At 39.2% G+C, this 19,452-nt stretch carries 18 protein-coding genes and 1 tRNA gene; 2 read left to right on the top strand and 17 right to left on the bottom strand.

Translation table 11 applies throughout. From position 1 onward, the window contains the following. Nucleotides 1-89 precede the first annotated feature (89 nt). The 15 genes from BLV53_RS05160 to BLV53_RS05090 all read right to left on the bottom strand — a co-directional run bounded on the left by BLV53_RS05160 (nucleotide 90) and on the right by BLV53_RS05090 (nucleotide 14,571). On the bottom strand, nucleotides 90-788 hold the full coding sequence (locus BLV53_RS05160; RefSeq protein WP_170830759.1) for a 5'-methylthioadenosine/S-adenosylhomocysteine nucleosidase: 699 nt from the start codon (nucleotides 786-788) through the stop codon (nucleotides 90-92). A 36-nt stretch (nucleotides 789-824) separates the two neighbouring features. Next, entirely contained in the window at nucleotides 825-2,267 is a 1,443-nt protein-coding gene (locus BLV53_RS05155) for a nitrogenase component 1 (protein ID WP_090298059.1), read from the bottom strand. Next, a complete protein-coding gene (locus BLV53_RS05150; protein ID WP_090298056.1) occupies nucleotides 2,268-3,662 on the bottom strand; it encodes a nitrogenase component 1 in 1,395 nt (464 codons plus the stop codon). 17 nt (nucleotides 3,663-3,679) lie between these two features. Next, nucleotides 3,680-4,555: a nucleotide-binding protein gene (locus tag BLV53_RS05145; RefSeq protein WP_090298052.1), complete on the bottom strand. Its 876-nt coding sequence runs from the start codon at nucleotides 4,553-4,555 to the stop codon at nucleotides 3,680-3,682. Between the two features lie 14 nt (nucleotides 4,556-4,569). After that, entirely contained in the window at nucleotides 4,570-5,814 is a 1,245-nt protein-coding gene (gene metK, locus BLV53_RS05140; RefSeq protein ID WP_090298048.1) for a methionine adenosyltransferase, read from the bottom strand. A 169-nt stretch (nucleotides 5,815-5,983) separates the two neighbouring features. Beyond that, nucleotides 5,984-6,127 carry a YezD family protein gene (locus BLV53_RS05135; protein WP_090298045.1) on the bottom strand — a complete coding sequence of 48 codons (144 nt, stop codon included), beginning with the start codon at nucleotides 6,125-6,127 and terminating at the stop codon, nucleotides 5,984-5,986. Nucleotides 6,128-6,148: 21 nt separating this feature from the next. After that, nucleotides 6,149-6,219: transfer RNA gene (locus BLV53_RS05130), tRNA-OTHER, on the bottom strand. Between the two features lie 421 nt (nucleotides 6,220-6,640). Next, nucleotides 6,641-7,591 (bottom strand): L-lactate dehydrogenase, encoded by a 951-nt coding sequence (locus BLV53_RS05125; protein WP_090298042.1) that lies wholly within the window; start codon nucleotides 7,589-7,591, stop codon nucleotides 6,641-6,643. 127 nt (nucleotides 7,592-7,718) lie between these two features. Continuing rightward, complete coding sequence (locus BLV53_RS05120; protein ID WP_090298040.1) at nucleotides 7,719-8,888, bottom strand: PP-loop family protein; 1,170 nt, start codon at nucleotides 8,886-8,888, stop codon at nucleotides 7,719-7,721. Then, nucleotides 8,889-9,695, bottom strand: a complete 807-nt coding sequence (larE, locus tag BLV53_RS05115; protein ID WP_090298037.1) for an ATP-dependent sacrificial sulfur transferase LarE — start codon at nucleotides 9,693-9,695, stop codon at nucleotides 8,889-8,891. Between the two features lie 141 nt (nucleotides 9,696-9,836). After that, the gene (locus BLV53_RS05110) at nucleotides 9,837-10,226 is read right to left on the bottom strand and encodes a TFIIB-type zinc ribbon-containing protein (protein ID WP_090298034.1); all 390 of its coding nucleotides are present in this window, start codon (nucleotides 10,224-10,226) and stop codon (nucleotides 9,837-9,839) included. 112 nt (nucleotides 10,227-10,338) lie between these two features. Then, nucleotides 10,339-11,493: an acyltransferase family protein gene (locus tag BLV53_RS05105; protein WP_090298030.1), complete on the bottom strand. Its 1,155-nt coding sequence runs from the start codon at nucleotides 11,491-11,493 to the stop codon at nucleotides 10,339-10,341. 293 nt (nucleotides 11,494-11,786) lie between these two features. Then, the gene (locus tag BLV53_RS05100; protein ID WP_090298027.1) at nucleotides 11,787-13,445 is read right to left on the bottom strand and encodes a HAMP domain-containing sensor histidine kinase; all 1,659 of its coding nucleotides are present in this window, start codon (nucleotides 13,443-13,445) and stop codon (nucleotides 11,787-11,789) included. 15 nt (nucleotides 13,446-13,460) lie between these two features. Continuing rightward, the gene (locus BLV53_RS05095; protein WP_090298024.1) at nucleotides 13,461-14,135 is read right to left on the bottom strand and encodes a response regulator transcription factor; all 675 of its coding nucleotides are present in this window, start codon (nucleotides 14,133-14,135) and stop codon (nucleotides 13,461-13,463) included. An 85-nt stretch (nucleotides 14,136-14,220) separates the two neighbouring features. Further along, the gene (locus BLV53_RS05090) at nucleotides 14,221-14,571 is read right to left on the bottom strand and encodes a hypothetical protein (RefSeq protein ID WP_090298019.1); all 351 of its coding nucleotides are present in this window, start codon (nucleotides 14,569-14,571) and stop codon (nucleotides 14,221-14,223) included. A gap of 254 nt (nucleotides 14,572-14,825) precedes the next feature. On the opposite strand from BLV53_RS05090, the gene BLV53_RS05085 reads away from it, so the two are divergent. Both BLV53_RS05085 and BLV53_RS05080 read left to right on the top strand, forming a co-directional pair. Beyond that, complete coding sequence (locus BLV53_RS05085; RefSeq protein WP_090298016.1) at nucleotides 14,826-15,206, top strand: response regulator; 381 nt, start codon at nucleotides 14,826-14,828, stop codon at nucleotides 15,204-15,206. A gap of 3 nt (nucleotides 15,207-15,209) precedes the next feature. After that, nucleotides 15,210-16,091 carry a chemotaxis protein CheX gene (locus tag BLV53_RS05080; protein ID WP_090298013.1) on the top strand — a complete coding sequence of 294 codons (882 nt, stop codon included), beginning with the start codon at nucleotides 15,210-15,212 and terminating at the stop codon, nucleotides 16,089-16,091. A 175-nt stretch (nucleotides 16,092-16,266) separates the two neighbouring features. Here BLV53_RS05080 and xylB read toward each other — a convergent pair whose 3' ends face one another. Together xylB and BLV53_RS05070 are read right to left on the bottom strand one after the other, a co-directional pair. Then, on the bottom strand, nucleotides 16,267-17,724 hold the full coding sequence (xylB, locus tag BLV53_RS05075) for a xylulokinase (protein ID WP_090298009.1): 1,458 nt from the start codon (nucleotides 17,722-17,724) through the stop codon (nucleotides 16,267-16,269). A 141-nt stretch (nucleotides 17,725-17,865) separates the two neighbouring features. Next, complete coding sequence (locus BLV53_RS05070; RefSeq protein ID WP_090298006.1) at nucleotides 17,866-19,350, bottom strand: L-fucose/L-arabinose isomerase family protein; 1,485 nt, start codon at nucleotides 19,348-19,350, stop codon at nucleotides 17,866-17,868. Between the last annotated feature and the right edge of the window lie 102 nt (nucleotides 19,351-19,452).

The following is a 19,452-nucleotide window of genomic DNA, read 5'->3' as shown; positions in this document are numbered from 1 at the left end:
ATCCCCCCACAGGACAATTTCAGATAATTTTTCATATATTTTTCCCTATAAAAAAACTAGAGGCCGTTTATATGCCTCTAGTTTTCTAGTCAGTCATTTTCCAAATAATCAATTATCAATTTTGCTGGCGTCCTTAGTATTGTCTCTCTCAAACTCTTTTCTGACGCCTTTACGTTTTCCTTTTTGCTTAGTAACCCTATAGTTTTCTTATTTGCCATATCAGAAAAACTTCTGATACCAACAAAATCAATTTTTTTAGCAGTTGCAACCTGAGCTACAGCTGCTGTCTCCATATCAAATGCTATAGGATTAAACTCTTTTTTGATAGCTCTCCTTTTTCGTCTTTCATATAAAACGAAATCACCCGTTGCTATTCGTCCAGCTCTGTAAGTTATATTGTTTGCTTTAGCCACCTCTAAAATACCCTCTAAGATATAATCAGGTGTTGATTCTATAACCGGGCTATTTTCAGGTAATAGAGTCTTCATATCAACCTGGACATAATCTGTCCCAATTGCAACAGCACCCCTATCCAAATCATCTGCCAGACCACCTGCCACACCAACATTTACAATCAATTCAGGCTGAACATCATTGATTGCATCAGCGGTCTGAAAAGCTGCATTTACCTTTCCTACCCCCAGTACTCTTACATGCAGGTGAATATCTTTATCAGCATTTATAAATTCCCCTTCATTTTGCTTTTGCCACTGAGGCTTATCTTTTAAATATTCATCGATGTAATCTGTCTCCTGTGGCAATGCGCTAACAACTAATACATTTTTCATTTTCATCCCTTTTTCTAATCACGCTACGTCTATTCGTTAACCATTGCTAACACTAAACTCTTGCTTTCTAATGTATAATCCTTTGTTGCTTCTCACCCTGCTATAGCTATCTTCTTTTTCATACCACTGATTATTACCAGTTTCGTTTTTTAATTCTTTAACCAGTCTATCTCTCTTAGCATTTTCGAACTCTCTATTTACTGTGAAGTAATCTTCTATGATAGTTACAAGTCCTCTAACTCCCACAGTGGTCTTTCCAATGATAAGCTTATCTACAATAGGGTATGATATCTCAACCAAAGGCTTATCTAATTTTGAAGCCACCCTAGTTTCAAGGGCACTGGCAAAAATCACTTCTGGCTTGCTTCCTCGAATGATATCATTGATTTCTTTTTGATCAACAGATTTATATACGTTATTACTGATATGCTTTAGCAGCTCGTCATTTTGGGTCTCATGCTCCTCATCCTTTTTCAGAGCATCTGTAAGAACAGCAGCATTAATCTCAACGCCTAGCTTCTCTGTTAAAAATCCACCTATTCTTATTACCTGTTCCTCATCTCCTACAATGACAGCTTTCTTTGAAAGACCATTTTCAATAATCTCATCTCTCACTCTTCTTAAGAGATTTTTTTCATAGATTTCTTCCCTTTGGATGAATGATAAAAGCTTGTCCTCATCTAGCTGAATTACATCCTTTATAGATGCAACCAATTCCTTAATTCCTTCAACTCCTATAGGCAATGATGGTCTGATTACTCTTGGGATTCCATATTTTTCCTCTAAAAGCTTTGCTGGCTGCTCGCCCCATCTTGAAAATACAATAGATAAAGCTGCATTTTTAGCATTTGATAAATCTTCATAGCTTCCTGTGGCACCAACGATTACATTTGCTTGCAGGCCAACACCTTCGAGAATTCTTGAAATCTCATCGAGATTTCCCTGCCAGTAAGGATCCTTACCGGGAATAATTCCAAATATATTTACAAGCTTTGAATTCTTTTGAGATTCGGATTTTTTAACATTATCAATGGACTTAAGTATGTCTGTTAAAACATGCTCGTAACCGTAATGAGTGCCACCATTAAATCCAGCAATCAATGTATCTACAACTGGCTCTCCCTGTTCCACAATCTCTCTGGTCATGGCATCTACATCATCACCTACCATTGCAGATTCACAGCTGTTTAAGATTACATACAAATCTCCATTAACAACCTTTATAGTATTTTTTATCTGCTCTCTAAGTCTTGATGCACCGCCGAAGATTACATGTCGCTCCTGTGCTGCTGTTCCTGGAACTGAAAAGCCTGAATATTTTGCTGTTCCTGAAGATGCGCCTCCATTTGCAAGATAATTAATTACCCCACAGCCTGCATTTGCATGCACAACTGGAACCACTCCATTTATCTCCTGAACTGTCTGTAAAGCTCCGTGGAGTGCACATCCATTTCGAGGATTTCTTATTACATTTGACATTTAACTTACCTCCTGCTTTACATACCAGTTTCCACTTCTCCGTTTCCAGCTGGCCTTATAAATACTTTCTTCAACATCTGCCTTTTCAACAAATCTTAGAGCTTTTACAATAGCATCATGTAAAACCAAAACTCCTTTGAAACCATAGGTTTCTATTTTATTTGTTGATACTACAGCTGCACCTTCATCAATAGCAAATGAACCGCCTGTATATTCAGTGATATAAAGATCTGTCTCGCTCTTTGAAATAGCGTTTGCTTTTTCAAAATACTGTCCGTTTCCAATTACAACTGTGGTTCCCTTAGAAAGAAAATCAAGTTTACCAATCTGCTTCCTGTTCTCTAAATCAATAAATGGTGAACCTATACCTACAATAGTTCCTCCAAGATACTGAAGGAATCTGGCATATGCAGGTATTCTGCTAAATGAAGCATCTACAAATACCTTTTTATCAGCTAACAAATCCTTTGTAAGGCTCTTTGTAAGTTCCTCTTCTATTTCATCAACATATTTAATAGCCTTATCTTCAATATTTAAAAAGGTTGCCAATTTAAGCAGAAATTTTTTAGTACCTCTAAATCCGATTGGAGCCTCGCTGGCAATGTATGGAACATTAAATACCTCTTCAAGTTCCTTTGCCAAATACTCACCTTCCTCTGGATTTAATACTACTGTAGCTCTCGCCCTTGATGCAGCCTTTATATCTTCTATGGAAGAAAATCTTGGAATAACCTGATAGTTGATATTTAAAGCCTCAAAGCTTTCAGTGACAGCCTCAATGTCCTCTATGCTTTCGGAAAAGGAAATAATATTGATAAAGTCTTCTTTTTCCTCTATAAATTTATCTACCACATATTTTAAAAGGCTATGAGTCACTATATCGTATCCTGTTACAGGTGTTTTTGTCTTAAATCCATCTGTATAGATGCTAATGATTGGAACACCAACCTCATCCTCAAGCTCTAAAATAACTGAATTGATATCGTCATTATTGATGGCAACTACCGGTGTACCGATGATAAAGATAGCCTTTGGATGCTGCTCTTCATTTGCTCGCAGAACAGCTTCTCTAAGCTTATCATCACCACCTAAAATAGTGTCTCTTTCTACAAGATTCGTACTGTACCAGTTATAATTCTCCCCTGCATTTATAAGTCCAATATTTCCACACCCCACAGAACCATTGACTATAATAGCCGCATCCTCAATCTTGGATAACACCTCAAAAGCATTTATAGTCTCATCGATGTGAATCTGGGAAAAAGTCCTGACTCTTTGTTTGATTTCTGCTCCTGATGTCTCATCGATAAGGCCTTCCAAAGTACCATGAAAATGACTGAGGGCACTTAGTCTTTTTTCTCTTGTGAGGGCTTTTCTTTCATCTAAAAAACTCATACTAAATCCTCCACGACTTAAATGGCTTCAGCAACGCCGACTACTCCATTTTCAATATCGTATATACGGTCTCCCCAGCTTCTAGCCCAATCTCTTAAATCTGCTGAACCAAGTGGATTTGGAACTACAAGGTTTTCATTTTCTGCAATATATTTAGCAAGATTTCTATAAATATCAGCCTGAGCACTGTTTGGCTTAGCCTCGATAACTGTCTTTCCGTAAAGCTCTGACTGCTGCACATCGATAGAACGATTTACATAGCCTGCAATGCTTGTGCCTGTCTTTGCTACAAAATCCTCTACGATTTCTCTGTGATAACCAGGCTTCATGCTGTTTGCAATAACACCACCAAGCTTTGCACCACCTGTAGGTGCATATTTGTTGATAGCCTTGAACAGGTTGTTTGCTGCATATAAAGCCATGAAATCAGATGATGAAACTACGTATGCTCTATCTGTAATGCCATCTCTGATTGGAACAGCAAAACCACCGCACACAACGTCGCCAAGTACATCATAAAGTACGTAATCTGGCTTGAACTCTTCGAAAAGATTAAGCTCCTGAAGAAGATTTACAGCTGCATTAATACCACGACCTGCACAGCCTACACCTGGAACTGGACCACCGGATTCGATGCAAAGCACTCCGCCAAAGCCCTTTACTGAAATATCATCCAAGTGAATCTTGTTACCTTCGCGAAGGCTATCAAGAACTGTTGGAAGGTAGTTATTTCCACGAAGTGTATTTGTTGAATCACTCTTTGGATCACATCCAATCTGGATTACTCTGTAGCCAGCCTCTGCAAGGGCTGCACTGATATTTGATGTTGTTGTTGATTTCCCAATTCCGCCTTTACCATATATTGCTATATGTTTTCCAATTTTCTCTGCCATTGTTCTACCCTTCCTTATACTGTCACTGTTTCTTTAGCCTCAGAAATAAACTGAACAGCTAAATCAACTCTAATCTCATCTAAAAAATTTTTTATCTCATCCACCTTATCTAAATGCTCCCAAGGAAGGTCAATGTCTGTCCTGCCGAAGTGTCCATAAGCAGCAGTCTGCTTGTAGATTGGCCTACGTAAATCCAAGGCATCAATGATTGCTGCTGGTCTGAGGTCAAATACTTTTTCAATAATCTGAACAATCTTTTCATCATCTATCACTCCTGTACCAAATGTGTCCACTGCTATTGATACTGGCTTTGCTACGCCAATTGCGTATGCAAGCTCTACTTCAAGTCTCTTTGCTACACCTGCAGCTACAAGGTTCTTTGCTACCCAGCGAGCTGCGTAGGCTGCAGAACGGTCAACCTTTGTTGGATCCTTTCCTGAGAAAGCACCGCCGCCGTGACGACCTGTTCCACCATAGGTATCCACGATGATCTTACGTCCTGTCAGTCCTGCGTCGCCCTGAGGTCCTCCGATAACAAATCTGCCTGTTGGATTTACATAGTAGATTGTATCTTCGTCAAGGAGTTCTGCTGGAATTACCGGCTTGATAACATGCTCGATAATATCAGCTCTTATCTGTTCAAGAGTTACATCCTCTGAATGCTGTGTTGAAATGACAATGGTATGTACTCTTTTTACAGTCTTTCCATCTTCTTCGAATTCCACTGTAACCTGTGATTTTCCATCTGGTCTTAGGTATGGAAGTGTTCCATTCTTTCGAACTTCTGTAAGTCTTCTAGTAAGACGATGAGCAAATGAAATAGCTGGTGGTAAATATTCTTCTGTTTCATCTGTTGCGTATCCAAAGATAATTCCCTGATCACCTGCGCCTGTTCCAAAGTCCTCTGTCGCTCCTTCCTGTTTTGATTCAAATGCTTTATCAACACCAAGTGCTATATCTGCTGACTGCTCATCGATTGATGTAAGCACTGCGATTGAGTCTGCATTGTAGCCGTCTACGTTGTTTACATAACCGATTTCTCTGATTGTTTCCTTTGCTATTTTTGCAATGTCTACATATGCCTTTGTTGTGATTTCTCCAACTACAAGTGCAAGACCGGTTGCTACTGTTGTCTCAGCAGCTACTCTTGAATATGGATCCTGAGCAAGTAGCTCATCAAGGATTGCATCAGAGATTTGATCTGCAATTTTGTCTGGATGTCCTTCTGTTACTGATTCTGATGTGAATAACTTTCCCATATCTTTTTTCTCCTTTTCATTTTCTATATTTTTAAGTGGGGTTATTTTTTTGTGGCCCTTGCTGTTTTAGAAACAAGAGCCTATATAAAAAGAGGTCCAAGACCACAGCAAATGAAACTGTAATCTTGAACCTCTAGTTGTCTAGTCAGTTCATGACTCTTTTTTATTTTTAAACTCTTATTTTTTCACTTTTATCTATTTGGACTATTTTGCCATCCTGAATTATGATGTTTACCGATCCATATTTTATGGTCTCAATAAACTCTTTTATTTTTTCTAACTCATAGTTTGTTACCTTTTTTTCCTGTGCCATTTTTTTCTCCTTTTACTGTACTGGTGCTAGTTGGATTCGAACCAACAACTTCAGCTATGCCTAGCCTATGCCATTCCAGCGGCTATAGCACCTTAACAACTACTTGTGTCTAAAGGTATTTCCTATAAATCAAAAGGACTTAAGCGCCTAGGCCAAAGCCGTAGTCTTAAGTCCTTTTTCTACATAATTCACTTAAGTCTAATCATAGCTTAGGCTTGTATTTATTTTTACTATTACACATGAAGGTACAACAATTAGAAGTCTGACAGCAGACCTTACACATACAGGTATTCATTGTTGCTGAAATAATTGTTGCTTTCATAAATGTGTTCCTTTCTTTTAACTATCTAACTACTAGGTTGATTGGAATTATATATGACGATTATCCTCACGTCAATACATCTGGTTAGTGAATAAAATAAGAGCCAACTATAAATCAAATTTATAGCTGGCTCTGAATGTTTTATTATAGGGTTACTAGATTCTAGACTGAAGCTCTAATAAACGCCGCTTCTATAATACTTCCGAAAGAACTTCCTTAAGTGTGTTTGCTGATGCCTGAAGTGCAACCTTTTCCTCATCATCAAGTCTGATAGGAACTAAGCCCTCAACACCATTTCTACCAACGATGGCTGGCATGCTAAGTGCTACACCATCAATTCCACTTTCAGTATCATGCTGTATACTTGAAATAGGAAGGATGGATTTTTCATCACGGATAATTGCTTCGCAAATTCTTCTAACACTCATTGCAATGCCGTAATATGTTGCACCCTTCTTTTCAATGATTTCATAAGCACTGTTTTTAACATCATCTGCGATGCGCTTCATAGATTTCTCATGCTCGAAATGACCTCTCATCTCACAGAAATCGTTGATTGGAATACCTGAAACATTGGCACTAGACCAGGCAGCTATCTCACTGTCACCGTGCTCTCCGATGATAAATGCATGTACCGAACGGCTATCTACATCTAAGTGCTCGCCAAGAAGGTACTTAAATCTTGCTGTATCCAAAACAGTACCAGAACCGAAAACTCTGTTTTCTGGGAAACCACTGAGCTTTGCAGCTACTGATGTAAGAATATCTACTGGGTTTGCAACGATAAGAAGGATACCTTCCTTGTTGTATTTTGTAATTTCTGGAATGATTGAATTAAAGATGGCTACGTTTTTCTTTACCAAATCAAGTCTTGTCTCACCTGGCTTTTGACCTGCTCCTGCAGTAACAACTACAACTGCTGCATCTTCAGCATCCTTGTAATCTCCAGCATAAATAGTCATAGGCTTTGCAAATGGAAGACCATGACTGATATCAAGCGCCTCACCCTCTGCCTTGTCCTTATTCACATCTATAAGAACCATCTCGGAGAATAATCCACTTTCCATAAGGGCAAATGCTGACGCCGAGCCAACAAATCCACAACCTACAACTGCTACTTTTCTTTCATTTAATTTACTCATGAATTTACCTCCTGTGATATATTTTTTATATCTCTTCGTTTGTTAGTTTACACTAACTATTATACAAAAAAAACTTTCCTCCACAATATGATAGGAGGAAAGTTCTTGCACAATCTTGTATACACATCTACATTTCATCGTAAGTGTCCAGGAAATGATGTCTCACACCATCCTGTTTGTAGGCGATAACTGTAGCGAGGTTTACATTTTCAACACTCTTGAAAATATTTGACTCAACATATGGATTGACCTTTTTAAGCTGAGCAATGAGGTTTCTGGTCTCAAGACGCTTTGAAGCACTGGTGCCATCTACAGAGCAGCTGTCACAGGTTTCTGTGAAATGACATGCACACTGTAAAAAGTGAAGGCCATTATATCTTTGCCATGCAATTATGTCATCCTGACGAACCAGATAAAGTGGTCTTATAAGCTCCATGCCTTCGAAATTGGTTGAGTGAAGCTTTGGCATCATGGTCTGTACCTGTGCTCCGTAAAGCATACCCATAAGGATAGTTTCTATTACATCATCATAGTGGTGACCTAAGGCTATCTTGTTGCAGCCAAGCTCCTTGGCCTTTGAGTAAAGATGGCCACGGCGCATTCTGGCACATAGATAGCATGGATTTTTATCTACAGTATCTACTGCATCAAAAATATCACTTTCATAAATAGTGATTGGTATGCCCATAAGCTTTGCATTGCTTTCAATAAGCTCCCTGTTGACCTTGCTGTAGCCTGGGTCCATAACAAGGAATGTCAGGTCAAAATTAACCTTGCGATGACGTTGAATTTCCTGGAAAAGCTTGGCCATGAGCATGGAGTCCTTGCCACCTGAAATACATACACAGATGTGATCCCCTTCTTTTATAAGCTCATATTCCTTACATGCTTTTGCAAATGGTGAAAACAGCACCTTGTGGAATTTCTTTCTGATGCTTTTTTCTATCTCTGCAGTCTGCTCGCTAAGCTCTTCTGTGCTTTCGGATTTCTGAGCCTCCATTAAAGCTGACAGATAGCTGTTATATCCACCCTTTAGGCTGACAGCATCAAAGCCATTTTCGGAAAGGATTTCTGCATCCTCAAGAGATATCTGACCTCTGGTACAATAAAGTACGATTTTTTTATCCTTGTTAAGACGAGCGACCACGCCCTCTAAATCGGTTTCAAAAAACTCCTGTGTAATGCTGATGGCACCTGGAATCATTCCGTATTTCAGGCTGCCTTCATTTCTGACATCTACAAGTGTGTAGCTTTCTTCTGCCAATTCTGTTAATTCTTTATAACTTATTTCTTTCATTTAAATTCCTTTGAGTGTTTCATTCATGCTACCTGTTCTGTAGCCCTTTAAATCAAGAGACACATAGTCAAAGCCATAGCTCTTGAAATTATCGTATATACGAAGTCTAAGCTCTTCGTCAAGCATTCTGCTAAAATCCTGCGGTTGCAGCTCAATTCTGGCCACATTGTCCCCATGGATTCTCACTCTAAATTGGCTGAAGCCTAAATCCAAAAGGAGCTGTTCCGCCTTGTCCACCATACCAAGCTTTTTCTCGTTAATGGTCTCACCATATGGGAAACGACTTGCAAGACACGCAAAGGATTGCTTTTTAGCAGTAGGAAGTCCAAGCTTTTCTGAGTAGTCTCTGATTTCCTGCTTTGTAAAGCCTATCTCTCTAAGTGGGCTTTTGGCACCAAGCTCTGCTACGGCCTGAAGACCAGGACGGTAATCTCCATTGTCATCAAGATTAGAGCCTTCTGCCACGTGGGCTATGCCCTGCTCCTTTGCAATATCAAATAGCTTTTCAAATAGCTCCCTTTTGCACAGATAGCATCTGTTTGGAGGATTCTGAGAAAAGCCTTCGATTTTTAGCTCCTCTGATTCTACTACAAAATGTCTAACTCCGATAGTCTTGCAATAATCTATTGCCTCATTTAATTCTCTCTTTGGGAATGAGCATGAGGAAGCTGTAACCGCAATAGCCTTATCTCCCAAGGCCTCATGAGCCGCATATAAAAGGAATGTGGAATCTACTCCACTTGAAAACGCAACTGCTACACTTCCTAAATTTTTGAAATAATCTATAAGTTGTTCATATTTGTCCATATTAATCACCTATCTAATCCTATTAACCTATCTATAGACTAGGTCATATTTTACTTACTCATACCTTGGTTTGTCAATAGAATTGTACAAAACCAAAAAGGAAGCCGGATTCCTATCCGACTTCCAAATATTCATAAAATATCAGCTTGTAAACTGGAAAACTATAAAAGCAACTATGGCAAAGGCAAACATACCTATAAACATGTATTTCATCATACCCATAAAGGCCGCATCCATTTTCTTTTGGTGCTCTCTTTCAGCTGCTCTTGCTTCACGCCTTTCCTGTCTACTTTGCTTCATTTGATCACCCACAAAGCTTAAAACATCCTTTAGGGCACCTTTTGTATCAATAGTTACATTGTCGGCATGCTCTATTTTAGCGTGCTGCACATTGTAGTTATTCACTGCCTTTTCTATGATAAATTCCGTGCCGCAAAATGGGCATTTTGCAATATCATTTGCAGTATCTACTTCTACTGTTCCCCCACACTGAGTGCAAAGTGCGGGTACCAGTTTTGCGTTATTTTCCATAAGCTCCCCTCCGCCTATAAATATTTGGGATAGTTACCATTATAGTAGTTACTGTGTAAAATTTGTAGCCTTGAAAACAAAAAAGACCCGAAGGTCTTTTTCATTTTGATAATTATATAGCGTTTTCTATAGCAACTGAATTTCTAATTGGTTGTAGCTCACTTGTAGAGATTTGCTTTGTTTTATGACTGTCAATGTACCAATTTCGTTTAGCCTGATGCAGGATAAATGCAAGCACTAACGAGGTAACAAAGCAAAATGACAGAGCATATAAATTTCCAAGTCTTGAGTCTGTTGACCAATTATTTACATTGGCAAACAAGAATATTACTACCTGATGAATTAAATAAGCTTCAAATGTTATATTTCCAAGCTTCACCAGATTCTTTTTTGCAAAAAGCGTTGAAACATTTCCATATCCAAGCATAAATACGATTAAAACAAAACAGTTAAGTATGATTGGAAGAACAAACAATACTGGGTTAGCTGGGCCCTGATAAGTAATTGTTGCAACACTCATTGCAACTACAGCCAACTCTATTCCAGTGAACAATCTTTTATTAAGCCTGATTGATGGATATCTTTCTCTGATTAGAATAACTATGTTGCCAATAGCCATTCCTGTTACATAAACACCGCCAATAATAAATGGATGAGCTGTAATACCATTTGATTCATCCAGGTGGAAAACTGTAGTTGCTATGACAGCTGCCATCAATGAATACACAATTCCAAGAACTGCAATCAATACGAACTTTCTAATGGCTTTATCCTTTTTCATTATTTTTCTTGAGAATCCGCTGAAAGGAATATTTAGCAAAGACAACCATATTAATGATGCAACATACCAGCTTGCAGCATTGTAAATATATGGTTTTAACAACAATGTCTGACACATAAGCATTGTAGCTATAAACTCAATTCCCTTTATAAATAATTCACGATAACTGTGATTGGCTACCATAAAAGATGGTACTGTGTAAATAACTGCCAAAAGATTTGTTATAAAATATAGGGGGTAAAATTTAATTAACTTCTGTTTGAAGTAATTAAAAATATTTGAAGCGGTTGGCTCTATATCCTCTTTCTGATATAAGGAGTATGATGCCATAACGCCACTCAACAATAAAAAGAAAAACAATCCGAACAATCCACTTAACTGATTACTTGGGTAACCGGGAATCCAAAAAGATGCATGATACACAAACAGCAAAAGAAATGCAACAAACCTTAAAAACTGAATTTGGTTAACTCGATTTAACTTCATTTTTTCCTCACTCTTTCTATTATTCAAAACGTTACATTATATAACTCCTCCCCATCTGAAATCTGTTAGATTTTATAATCTTTTACACAGTTTGTAAACATTTATTTTTTTATTATCAGCATAAATTTAATTTGACAAAATCCAATTAAGCCATAAAATATAAGACTTACGCCCCATATATTTCTAATTGTATTTTTACAGATACAAAAATTACCAAAATTGCTTTAATGTAAAAAAAGCCTGCCAATCACTTTTACTGTAATTGACAAGCTCTACTTTTACTTGAGATTTAATTATTCTTCCTCTGAGAATGGATTAATCAAAATCTCAAACCAGAATGTAGCTCCCTGGCCCTGTACAGAAGAAACTCCGTAGCGGGCACCATGTAACTCTAATACACTTTTTACGATGGAAAGTCCAAGACCTGTTCCCTGTAGTGCCCGTTTATGAGCCGTTTTATCCTTGTAATAGCGATCCCATACGTAAGGAATATCCTCCTGTTTTACACCATCACCTGTGTCCTTGACCTCTATGCGCAGTGTATTGCCATTTACCTTTTGAACTACAGTAACTTTTTTATCCTCGCCAGTATAGTTGATAGCATTGTTTACCAGATTATATAGCACCTGATACATCTTCTGCTCATCCGCAAGGACGTTTACCTCACAATCATAAATAAAGTCAATGGTATAACCCTCAACCTCTCGGAGCTTGTTGTAGCGTTCAAGGACATGGCGGATGCTTTCAGTAATGTTGTATTCCTCGGTCTGGATTGAAATAGTACCAGCCTTAAGCTTTGAAATATCAAGCATATCGTTGACAAGACCGCTTAGTCTTTCTGTCTCATCTATGATAACCTGCACATTTTCAGGAGTATTTTCACCTGGTATATCACGCATTACCTCGGCGTAGCCCTTTATCATAGTAAGAGGTGTGCGTAGATCATGGGATACATTTGCAATAAGCTCCTTTTGGAAACTGTCAGCTTTGCCAAGCTCGGATGCGGCATAATTTAGAGTTTTGGAAAGCTCAGCTACCTCCATATAATCCTTGGAATTAAACTTTACACTGTAATCTCCTGCTGCCAGCTTTTTTGCTTCATCATTAATGCTGATGATTGATTTTGACAGACTTTTTGATAGGGCTACTGCAAGGATAAAAGCTATTACAATTATAATGATAGAAATTATTCCAAGCTGAACCTTAAGGGTTGATACTGTGGCATCTACTGGAGTAAGAACAGAATTAATCATGATGACTTTTTCTGCTCCGCTTACATTGACAATACGAATGTAAATAACGGATTCTGCCAGCTCATTACCAATATTTTGACGGAATAGTTCTTCCTTTTGTTCTGGTGGTATGGTATATGCTATTTTCCCTGGTTTTTCCTCAAGATTTTCTTCAGCCTCTGGCTCTGATTCTGTTGTCTCAGTAGAGCTTGATGTGTCTTCTGAGGCGCTGGCATCATCAGGTGCCGGAGCGCCCTCCGAGTCTGCCCCTGTGGCATCAGCAGACTCATTGCCCGGTGGCTGACTGACTGGGGAATGCTTTCTTTGAAGCTGGCTGCCCTTGAATTCAACTACTGCCTCACCATCATTTTCCAAAGCCTGATTATAAAAGCTGGAAAATAAAAACTGTGGAAGGGAAGACATCTGAGAGTTTGAAATATATTCAGCATTGTAAATAGGTTGCCCCTCGCTATCGGTAATAAAAATTCCCAAGTTACAATTGGCTGCGATTTTTTCTATATCATCTGATGGGTCATCTTCTGTTTCAAGAAGAATTTCTACCTTGTCGAGAACCTGTTCGGTTTCCTGTCGTTTAATTATTTTGTAGAAGTCATTCAAATAGACGATTTGAAAAAACCATAGTACTCCTAAAAGTACTATGGTAAAAATCAAGAATATTGAAAATGTCTTCCACTTTATACTGATAAAGCTGCTTTTCAAAAGAACACCTCCGGCTTATGCTTCAAATCTGTAACCCACTCCACGAAGAGTAATGAGAAGCTTTCTGTATTCGCCGAGGCTGTTTCTCAAAAGCTTGATGTGGGTATCCAGAGTTCTGTCGTCACCATAATAATCATAGCCCCAGACTTCTGTGATGAGCTTTTCACGCTCAAGGGCTATATTTTTATTGCGCACTAAATAGAATAAAAGCTCATACTCCTTTGGTGACATATCGATTCGCTTGCCATCTATGGAAACTGTTCTAGCTGTGAAATTAATCTCTAAGCCTTCATATCTAAAGATATCTGCATCACCTGTGGATTCTGGCTTTGTGCGGCTGGTGACTACCTTGACACGCATCATAAGCTCCTTTGGTGAAAATGGCTTTACAACGTAGTCATCAACACCTGCTTCAAATCCATGAATCCTGTCATACTCCTCGCCCCTGGCTGAAAGCATAATAACAGGAATATCCTTTATCTTTTTTATCTCGCTGCAGGCTGAAAAACCATCAAGCTCTGGCATCATTACATCCATGATAATAACGTCATAGTCGCTGTCTGCCTTGACCTTTTCGATGGCATCCATTCCATCACAGGCCTCAGAAACTGAGTAGCCCTCGAATTCTCCATACTTGCGAATTATAGATCTGATTTTCTCCTCGTCATCCACAACTAAAATCTTTTTCATTAATTAATAACCTCCGAATTGTCTCATTTAGACATTGTTATTTTCACTCATTAATGTGAAGTTTAGGTGATATCTAAAGAAATAATTAATGAATATATGTCTTTTTTGCTTTATGAATGAAAAACGAAAAGATGCCCCATACTACAACAAATGCGATTAAGAATGCGATATTTATTCCTTTAGGGAAATCAAAAACGTGTATGTCATTTACAAGTCCCTGAATTCCAAAAATAACGCAAAATCCTCCGAAAATGCTGCATTTAGGCATAAGATATTTTGAAAGTCCACTTATATCATTGCATCTTGCAAGCTCCTCTTTTGTAATCATCATCGGGTCAACCTCACCGCTCTTGTAGCTTTTGATGCCGGTAAACACAAGGTAGGCCCCTAGTACGCCAATGATTGCATCGAAAATTGCAAAAAAATTCATATCCATTATTATTCCCTCCAAAACTTTGATTAACAGAATAATTATAGCCAAATATAGACTTTATTTCTAGCCGCGATTCAATGGATATAAGTAAAATTCCTCACATTTTAAAATTGATTGAATATTACATACCATTTATGTTATTTTGATGTTATTTCAGATAAATCCATTTGAAAGTTGTATATTGATAATGTATTATTATGATATAAATGACGTAAATATCGATTCCACTTACAAAGTTGGCAGGAGGATTTGACAGTATGGACATTACTAACAAGAAGATTCTAGTGTGTGATGATTCAGTGCTTGCTAGAAAGCAATTGTTGGATGCAGTAAAAGAGATTGCCGAAGGCGGAACCTTTATAGAAGGCAAAAACGGTATTGATGCTGTGGAGTTATATAAATCTGAAAAACCAGATTTAGTTTTTTTGGATATTGTTATGCCTGAAAAAGATGGAACAACTGCCCTTGCTGAAATCAAAGAGTTTGATTCTGAGGCTGTTATTATAATTGTTTCATCTGTTGGTACACAGGATCAATTAAAAAAGGCCATTCAGCTTGGCGCAAAAGATTTTATTCAAAAGCCATTTGAAAAAAATCAAATCAGAGAGATTATTGAACTTCGACTTGGAGGAAAGTAATATATGTATACTCAGTTCCTAGGCAACTATCTGCTACAGAAAGGGCTTGTCACACAAGAACAGCTCTTTGCTGCTATGGCACGCTTGTCTCAATCCCATATCAAGCTCGGTACTATCGCCATCCATGAAGGCCTGATGACAGCCAATGAAGTGGATGAATGCCTTTATGTACAGACCAGAGAAGATAAAAGATTTGGCGAAATTGCTATTGAGCGTGGCTATTTAGAGGCTTCTCAAGTTGATGAGCTTCTTTCAAAACAAACACCAGAATTTCTATTACTGGGACAAAATCTTGTAGATGATGGTGTGTTTACCTATGAAGAGCTGGAGCGAGTTATGTTTGATTACAGAAACGAAGCCGAGCTCTATGATTTAAGTCTAGATGTTGAGAATGAGGAAACAATAGAGGCTATCATTTCTAAGTTCTTTCTTATGGCAGAAATGCCTAGAAATGATATGAACGTTATGTACCTTCAGCTCATGTTCAACAGCTTAATCAGGTTTATAGGTGAGGATTTTTCCCCTCTAACACCTATGGTTATTGATGAATTTCCAATCACATTTGGAGTATCACAAAGTATAAGTAGTGACAGAGAATTTCTTACTCATATAGATTGTGACAGAGAAACAGCTATAGCTTTTGCTTCCAGATATGCAAAAGAAGATTTTAATGAGTTTAATGAATATATAGTGGCAGCCCTGGAGGATTTCTTGAATCTTCACAACGGACTGTTTATGGTAAATGTTTCAAACCTGGCTACAAAGGATTTAAGTTTGAGCCCTCCAGAAATTACTGAAGATGGTATTTTGTGCGGTTCTAACAAGTGTGTGGACTTTCCGGTGGCTTATCCGTTTGGAACAGTGCATTTGATTGTTTGTTTTTAATTAAAAAAAGCTAAATAAAATGAGGTGCCGATAGGTACGACACCTCATCCGCCCTTCGCCAGGGTGGCAGATAACGCTAAAGCATTATCTCTTCCCTTCGCCAGGGTGGCAGATAACGCTAAAGCATTATCTCTTCCCTTCGGGCACCTTCCCCTCAAGGGGAAGGCTTTTTTATTTAGAATAATTCTTTTACTGTTGGGTAAAGCTTTTTGAATTCCTGATATCTTTCTTCGTATTTACGAATTAATTCTGGGTCTGGCTCTACTGTAGTCTTTACCTTTACAAGCTTGTCACAAGCTTCTTCAACTGATGCATACTCTCCGCAACCAACTGCTGCAAGAATAGCTCCACCAAGTCCTGGACCTTCCTCGTTTTCAAGAATATCAAGCTTAAGGTTCATAACTGAAGCAATAATCTGCTGCCATAATGGCGACTTAGCACCACCACCGCAAATCTTTGAACGCTCGATTTTAATTCCCTGTGAACGTGCAACCTCAAGTGAATCACGAAGTCCAAATGCAACACCTTCAAGAACAGCCTGAGTCATATCTTCACGAGTTGTGTCCATTGACATGCCAATGAACATAGCGCGAGCATCTGGGTTGTTGTGTGGGCTACGCTCCCCCATAAGATATGGAAGATAGAATACACGGTTCTCGCCAAGGTTCTTGATGCCGGCCTGCTCTGCTGGATAATCCTTTGTCTTGAGGATTTCATCCATCCACCATTTATTACATGATGCAGCTGAAAGCATACAGCCCATAAGATGATAGCCACCATCTGCATGATCAAATGAGTGAAGCGCATTTGCAGGATCCACTGTAAAGTTTTTGCTAGAGATGAAGATTGTACCTGAAGTACCGATAGAAAGGTTACACTTGCCCTCTCCTACTGTACCTGTACCAACAGCTGCTGCAGCATTGTCGCCAGCACCTGCGATAATCTTAACATCATTTGTAAATCCAAGCTCTGAAGCAACTTCAGGCTTGATATTGCCTACTACCTCATAGCTTTCATAAAGCTTTGGAAGCTGAGCCTCTGAAACGTGGCAGATGTCCATCATTTCCTTGCTCCAGCAACGGTTCTTAACATCTAATAAAAGCATACCGCTGGCATCAGAATAATCTGTACAGAAGCTTCCAGAAAGCTTGTAAGCGATGTAATCCTTTGGAAGCATAATCTTTGCAACCTTGGCCCAAAGCTCTGGCTCATTCTCCTGCATCCAAAGAATCTTTGGAGCTGTGAAACCAGCGAAGGCAATGTTTGCTGTGTAGTCAGAAAGCTTGTCCTTTCCGATTACTGTATTTAAATACTCTGTCTCTTTTCCTGTACGACCATCGTTCCAAAGAATAGCTGGACGAATAACGTTGTCATCAGCATCAAGTGTGACAAGACCGTGCATTTGACCACCGAAGGAAATGCCGGCAACCAAAGTCTTGTCAACCTCTGATGTAAGTTCCTTAATTCCTGCCACAACCTGTGTCCACCAATCCTCTGGCTTCTGCTCAGACCAGCCTGGATGTGGGAAGCTTAAGTCATATTCTTTTGAAACGATTTTCTTGATGTCGCCGTTACCTTCCATAAGTAGAAGCTTAACGGCTGATGTACCAAGATCTACACCTATATAATACATAATACATTCTCCTTTATAAAAAAGCCTTCCCCCTAAGGGGGAAGGGGGACCGCGCTAGCGGTGGATGAGGGGCGCCTATAGTTACAATGCCCTCATCAGTCAGCTGCGCTGACAGCTTCCCCCAGAGGGGGAAGCCTTATATTATCTCCATGGATTCTCTGTAGGGTATCTTACGCCTGCTGGCTGGTTGTATCCGATTTCGTCAACATCAACTCCGATGTACTTAAATACTTCGAAGAGTGCCTTTCCGTAGTGACCGAATGCAACAGCTCCGTGATGTGGGAAGCCCTTCTCGATTAACCAGTGACGATAGAAGCGTCCCATCTCAGGGATTGCAAATACACCGATTGAACCGAATGACTTTGTACGAACATCAAGAACCTCACCCTGTGCAATGTAAGCACGAAGCTTGTTGTCAGCTGTAGACTGGAGTCTGTAGAATGTAATCTCACCTGGAGCGATATCACCTTCAAGTGTTCCGTTTGTAACCTCTACAGGAAGTGCTCTAGCCATGATCTTCTGGTTTCTCATCTCGCAGAATGCAAGCTTTCTAGAGCATGTATTTCCGCAGTGGAATCCCATGAATGTATCCTCAAGTGTGTAATCTGTCTTACCCTTGATTTCCTCGTTGTACATATCCTTTGGTACTGAGTTGTTGATGTCGAGAAGTGTTACAACATCCTCTGATACAACTGTACCGATGAACTCTGAAAGACATCCGTAGATATCAACCTCGCAAGATACAGGGATTCCTTCACCTGTAAGACGAGAGTTTACATAGCAAGGAACGAAACCAAACTGTGTCTGGAATGCAGGCCAGCACTTGCCAGCGATTGCTACGTATTTACGATATCCCTTGTGATCACGAACCCAATCCTTAAGTGTAAGCTCATACTGGGCAAGCTTCTCAAGAACCTCTGGCTTCTTATTTCCAGCGCCAAGTTCCTTTTCCATATCTGCAACAACTTCTGGAATACGGCTGTCACCAGCGTGCTTGTTGAATGCTTCGAAAAGATCAAGCTCTGAGTTCTCCTCGATTTCAACACCAAGGTTGTAAAGCTGCTTGATTGGTGCATTACAAGCAAGGAAGTTCATTGGACGTGGGCCAAAGCTGATAATCTTAAGATCTGAAAGTGCGATTACGGCACGAGCTACCCCCTCGAAATCATGAATCATATCAGCACAATCCTCAGCATCACCTACTGGATACTCTGGGATATAAGCCTTTACATTGCGAAGCTGAAGGTTGTAAGATGCATTAAGCATACCGCAGTAAGCATCTCCTCTACCATCTAATAAGCTGTTACCTGACTCCTCTGCTGCTGCACAGAACATCTTAGGTCCGTCAAAGTGCTTTGCAAGAAGTGTTTCAGAGATTTCTGGACCAAAGTTTCCAAGGTATACACAAAGTGCGTTACATCCAGCCTTCTTGATATCCTCAAGAGCCTGAACCATATGGATTTCGCTCTCTACAATACAAACTGGGCACTCATAAATGTGCTCTGAACCATATTTTTTAGTATAGGCCTCAATAAGTGCCTTTCTTCTATTTACTGATAAGCTTTCTGGAAAGCAGTCACGAGAAACTGCTACTACACCAATTTTTACATTTGGCATGTTTGTCATTTTAATTACCCTCCTTAAAATACCGGCTCCCTTTACTTTTGATAAAGCCTCTAACCGTTTCGTTCGATGATACAATCATAGCAAATCATTCAAAAACTAGAC

This window comes from Pseudobutyrivibrio sp. ACV-2, from assembly GCF_900107545.1.
Taxonomy (GTDB): domain Bacteria; phylum Bacillota; class Clostridia; order Lachnospirales; family Lachnospiraceae; genus Pseudobutyrivibrio.
The sequence above is the reverse complement of the archived record's forward strand: the minus strand, read 5'-3'. Positions and strand labels throughout refer to the sequence as shown.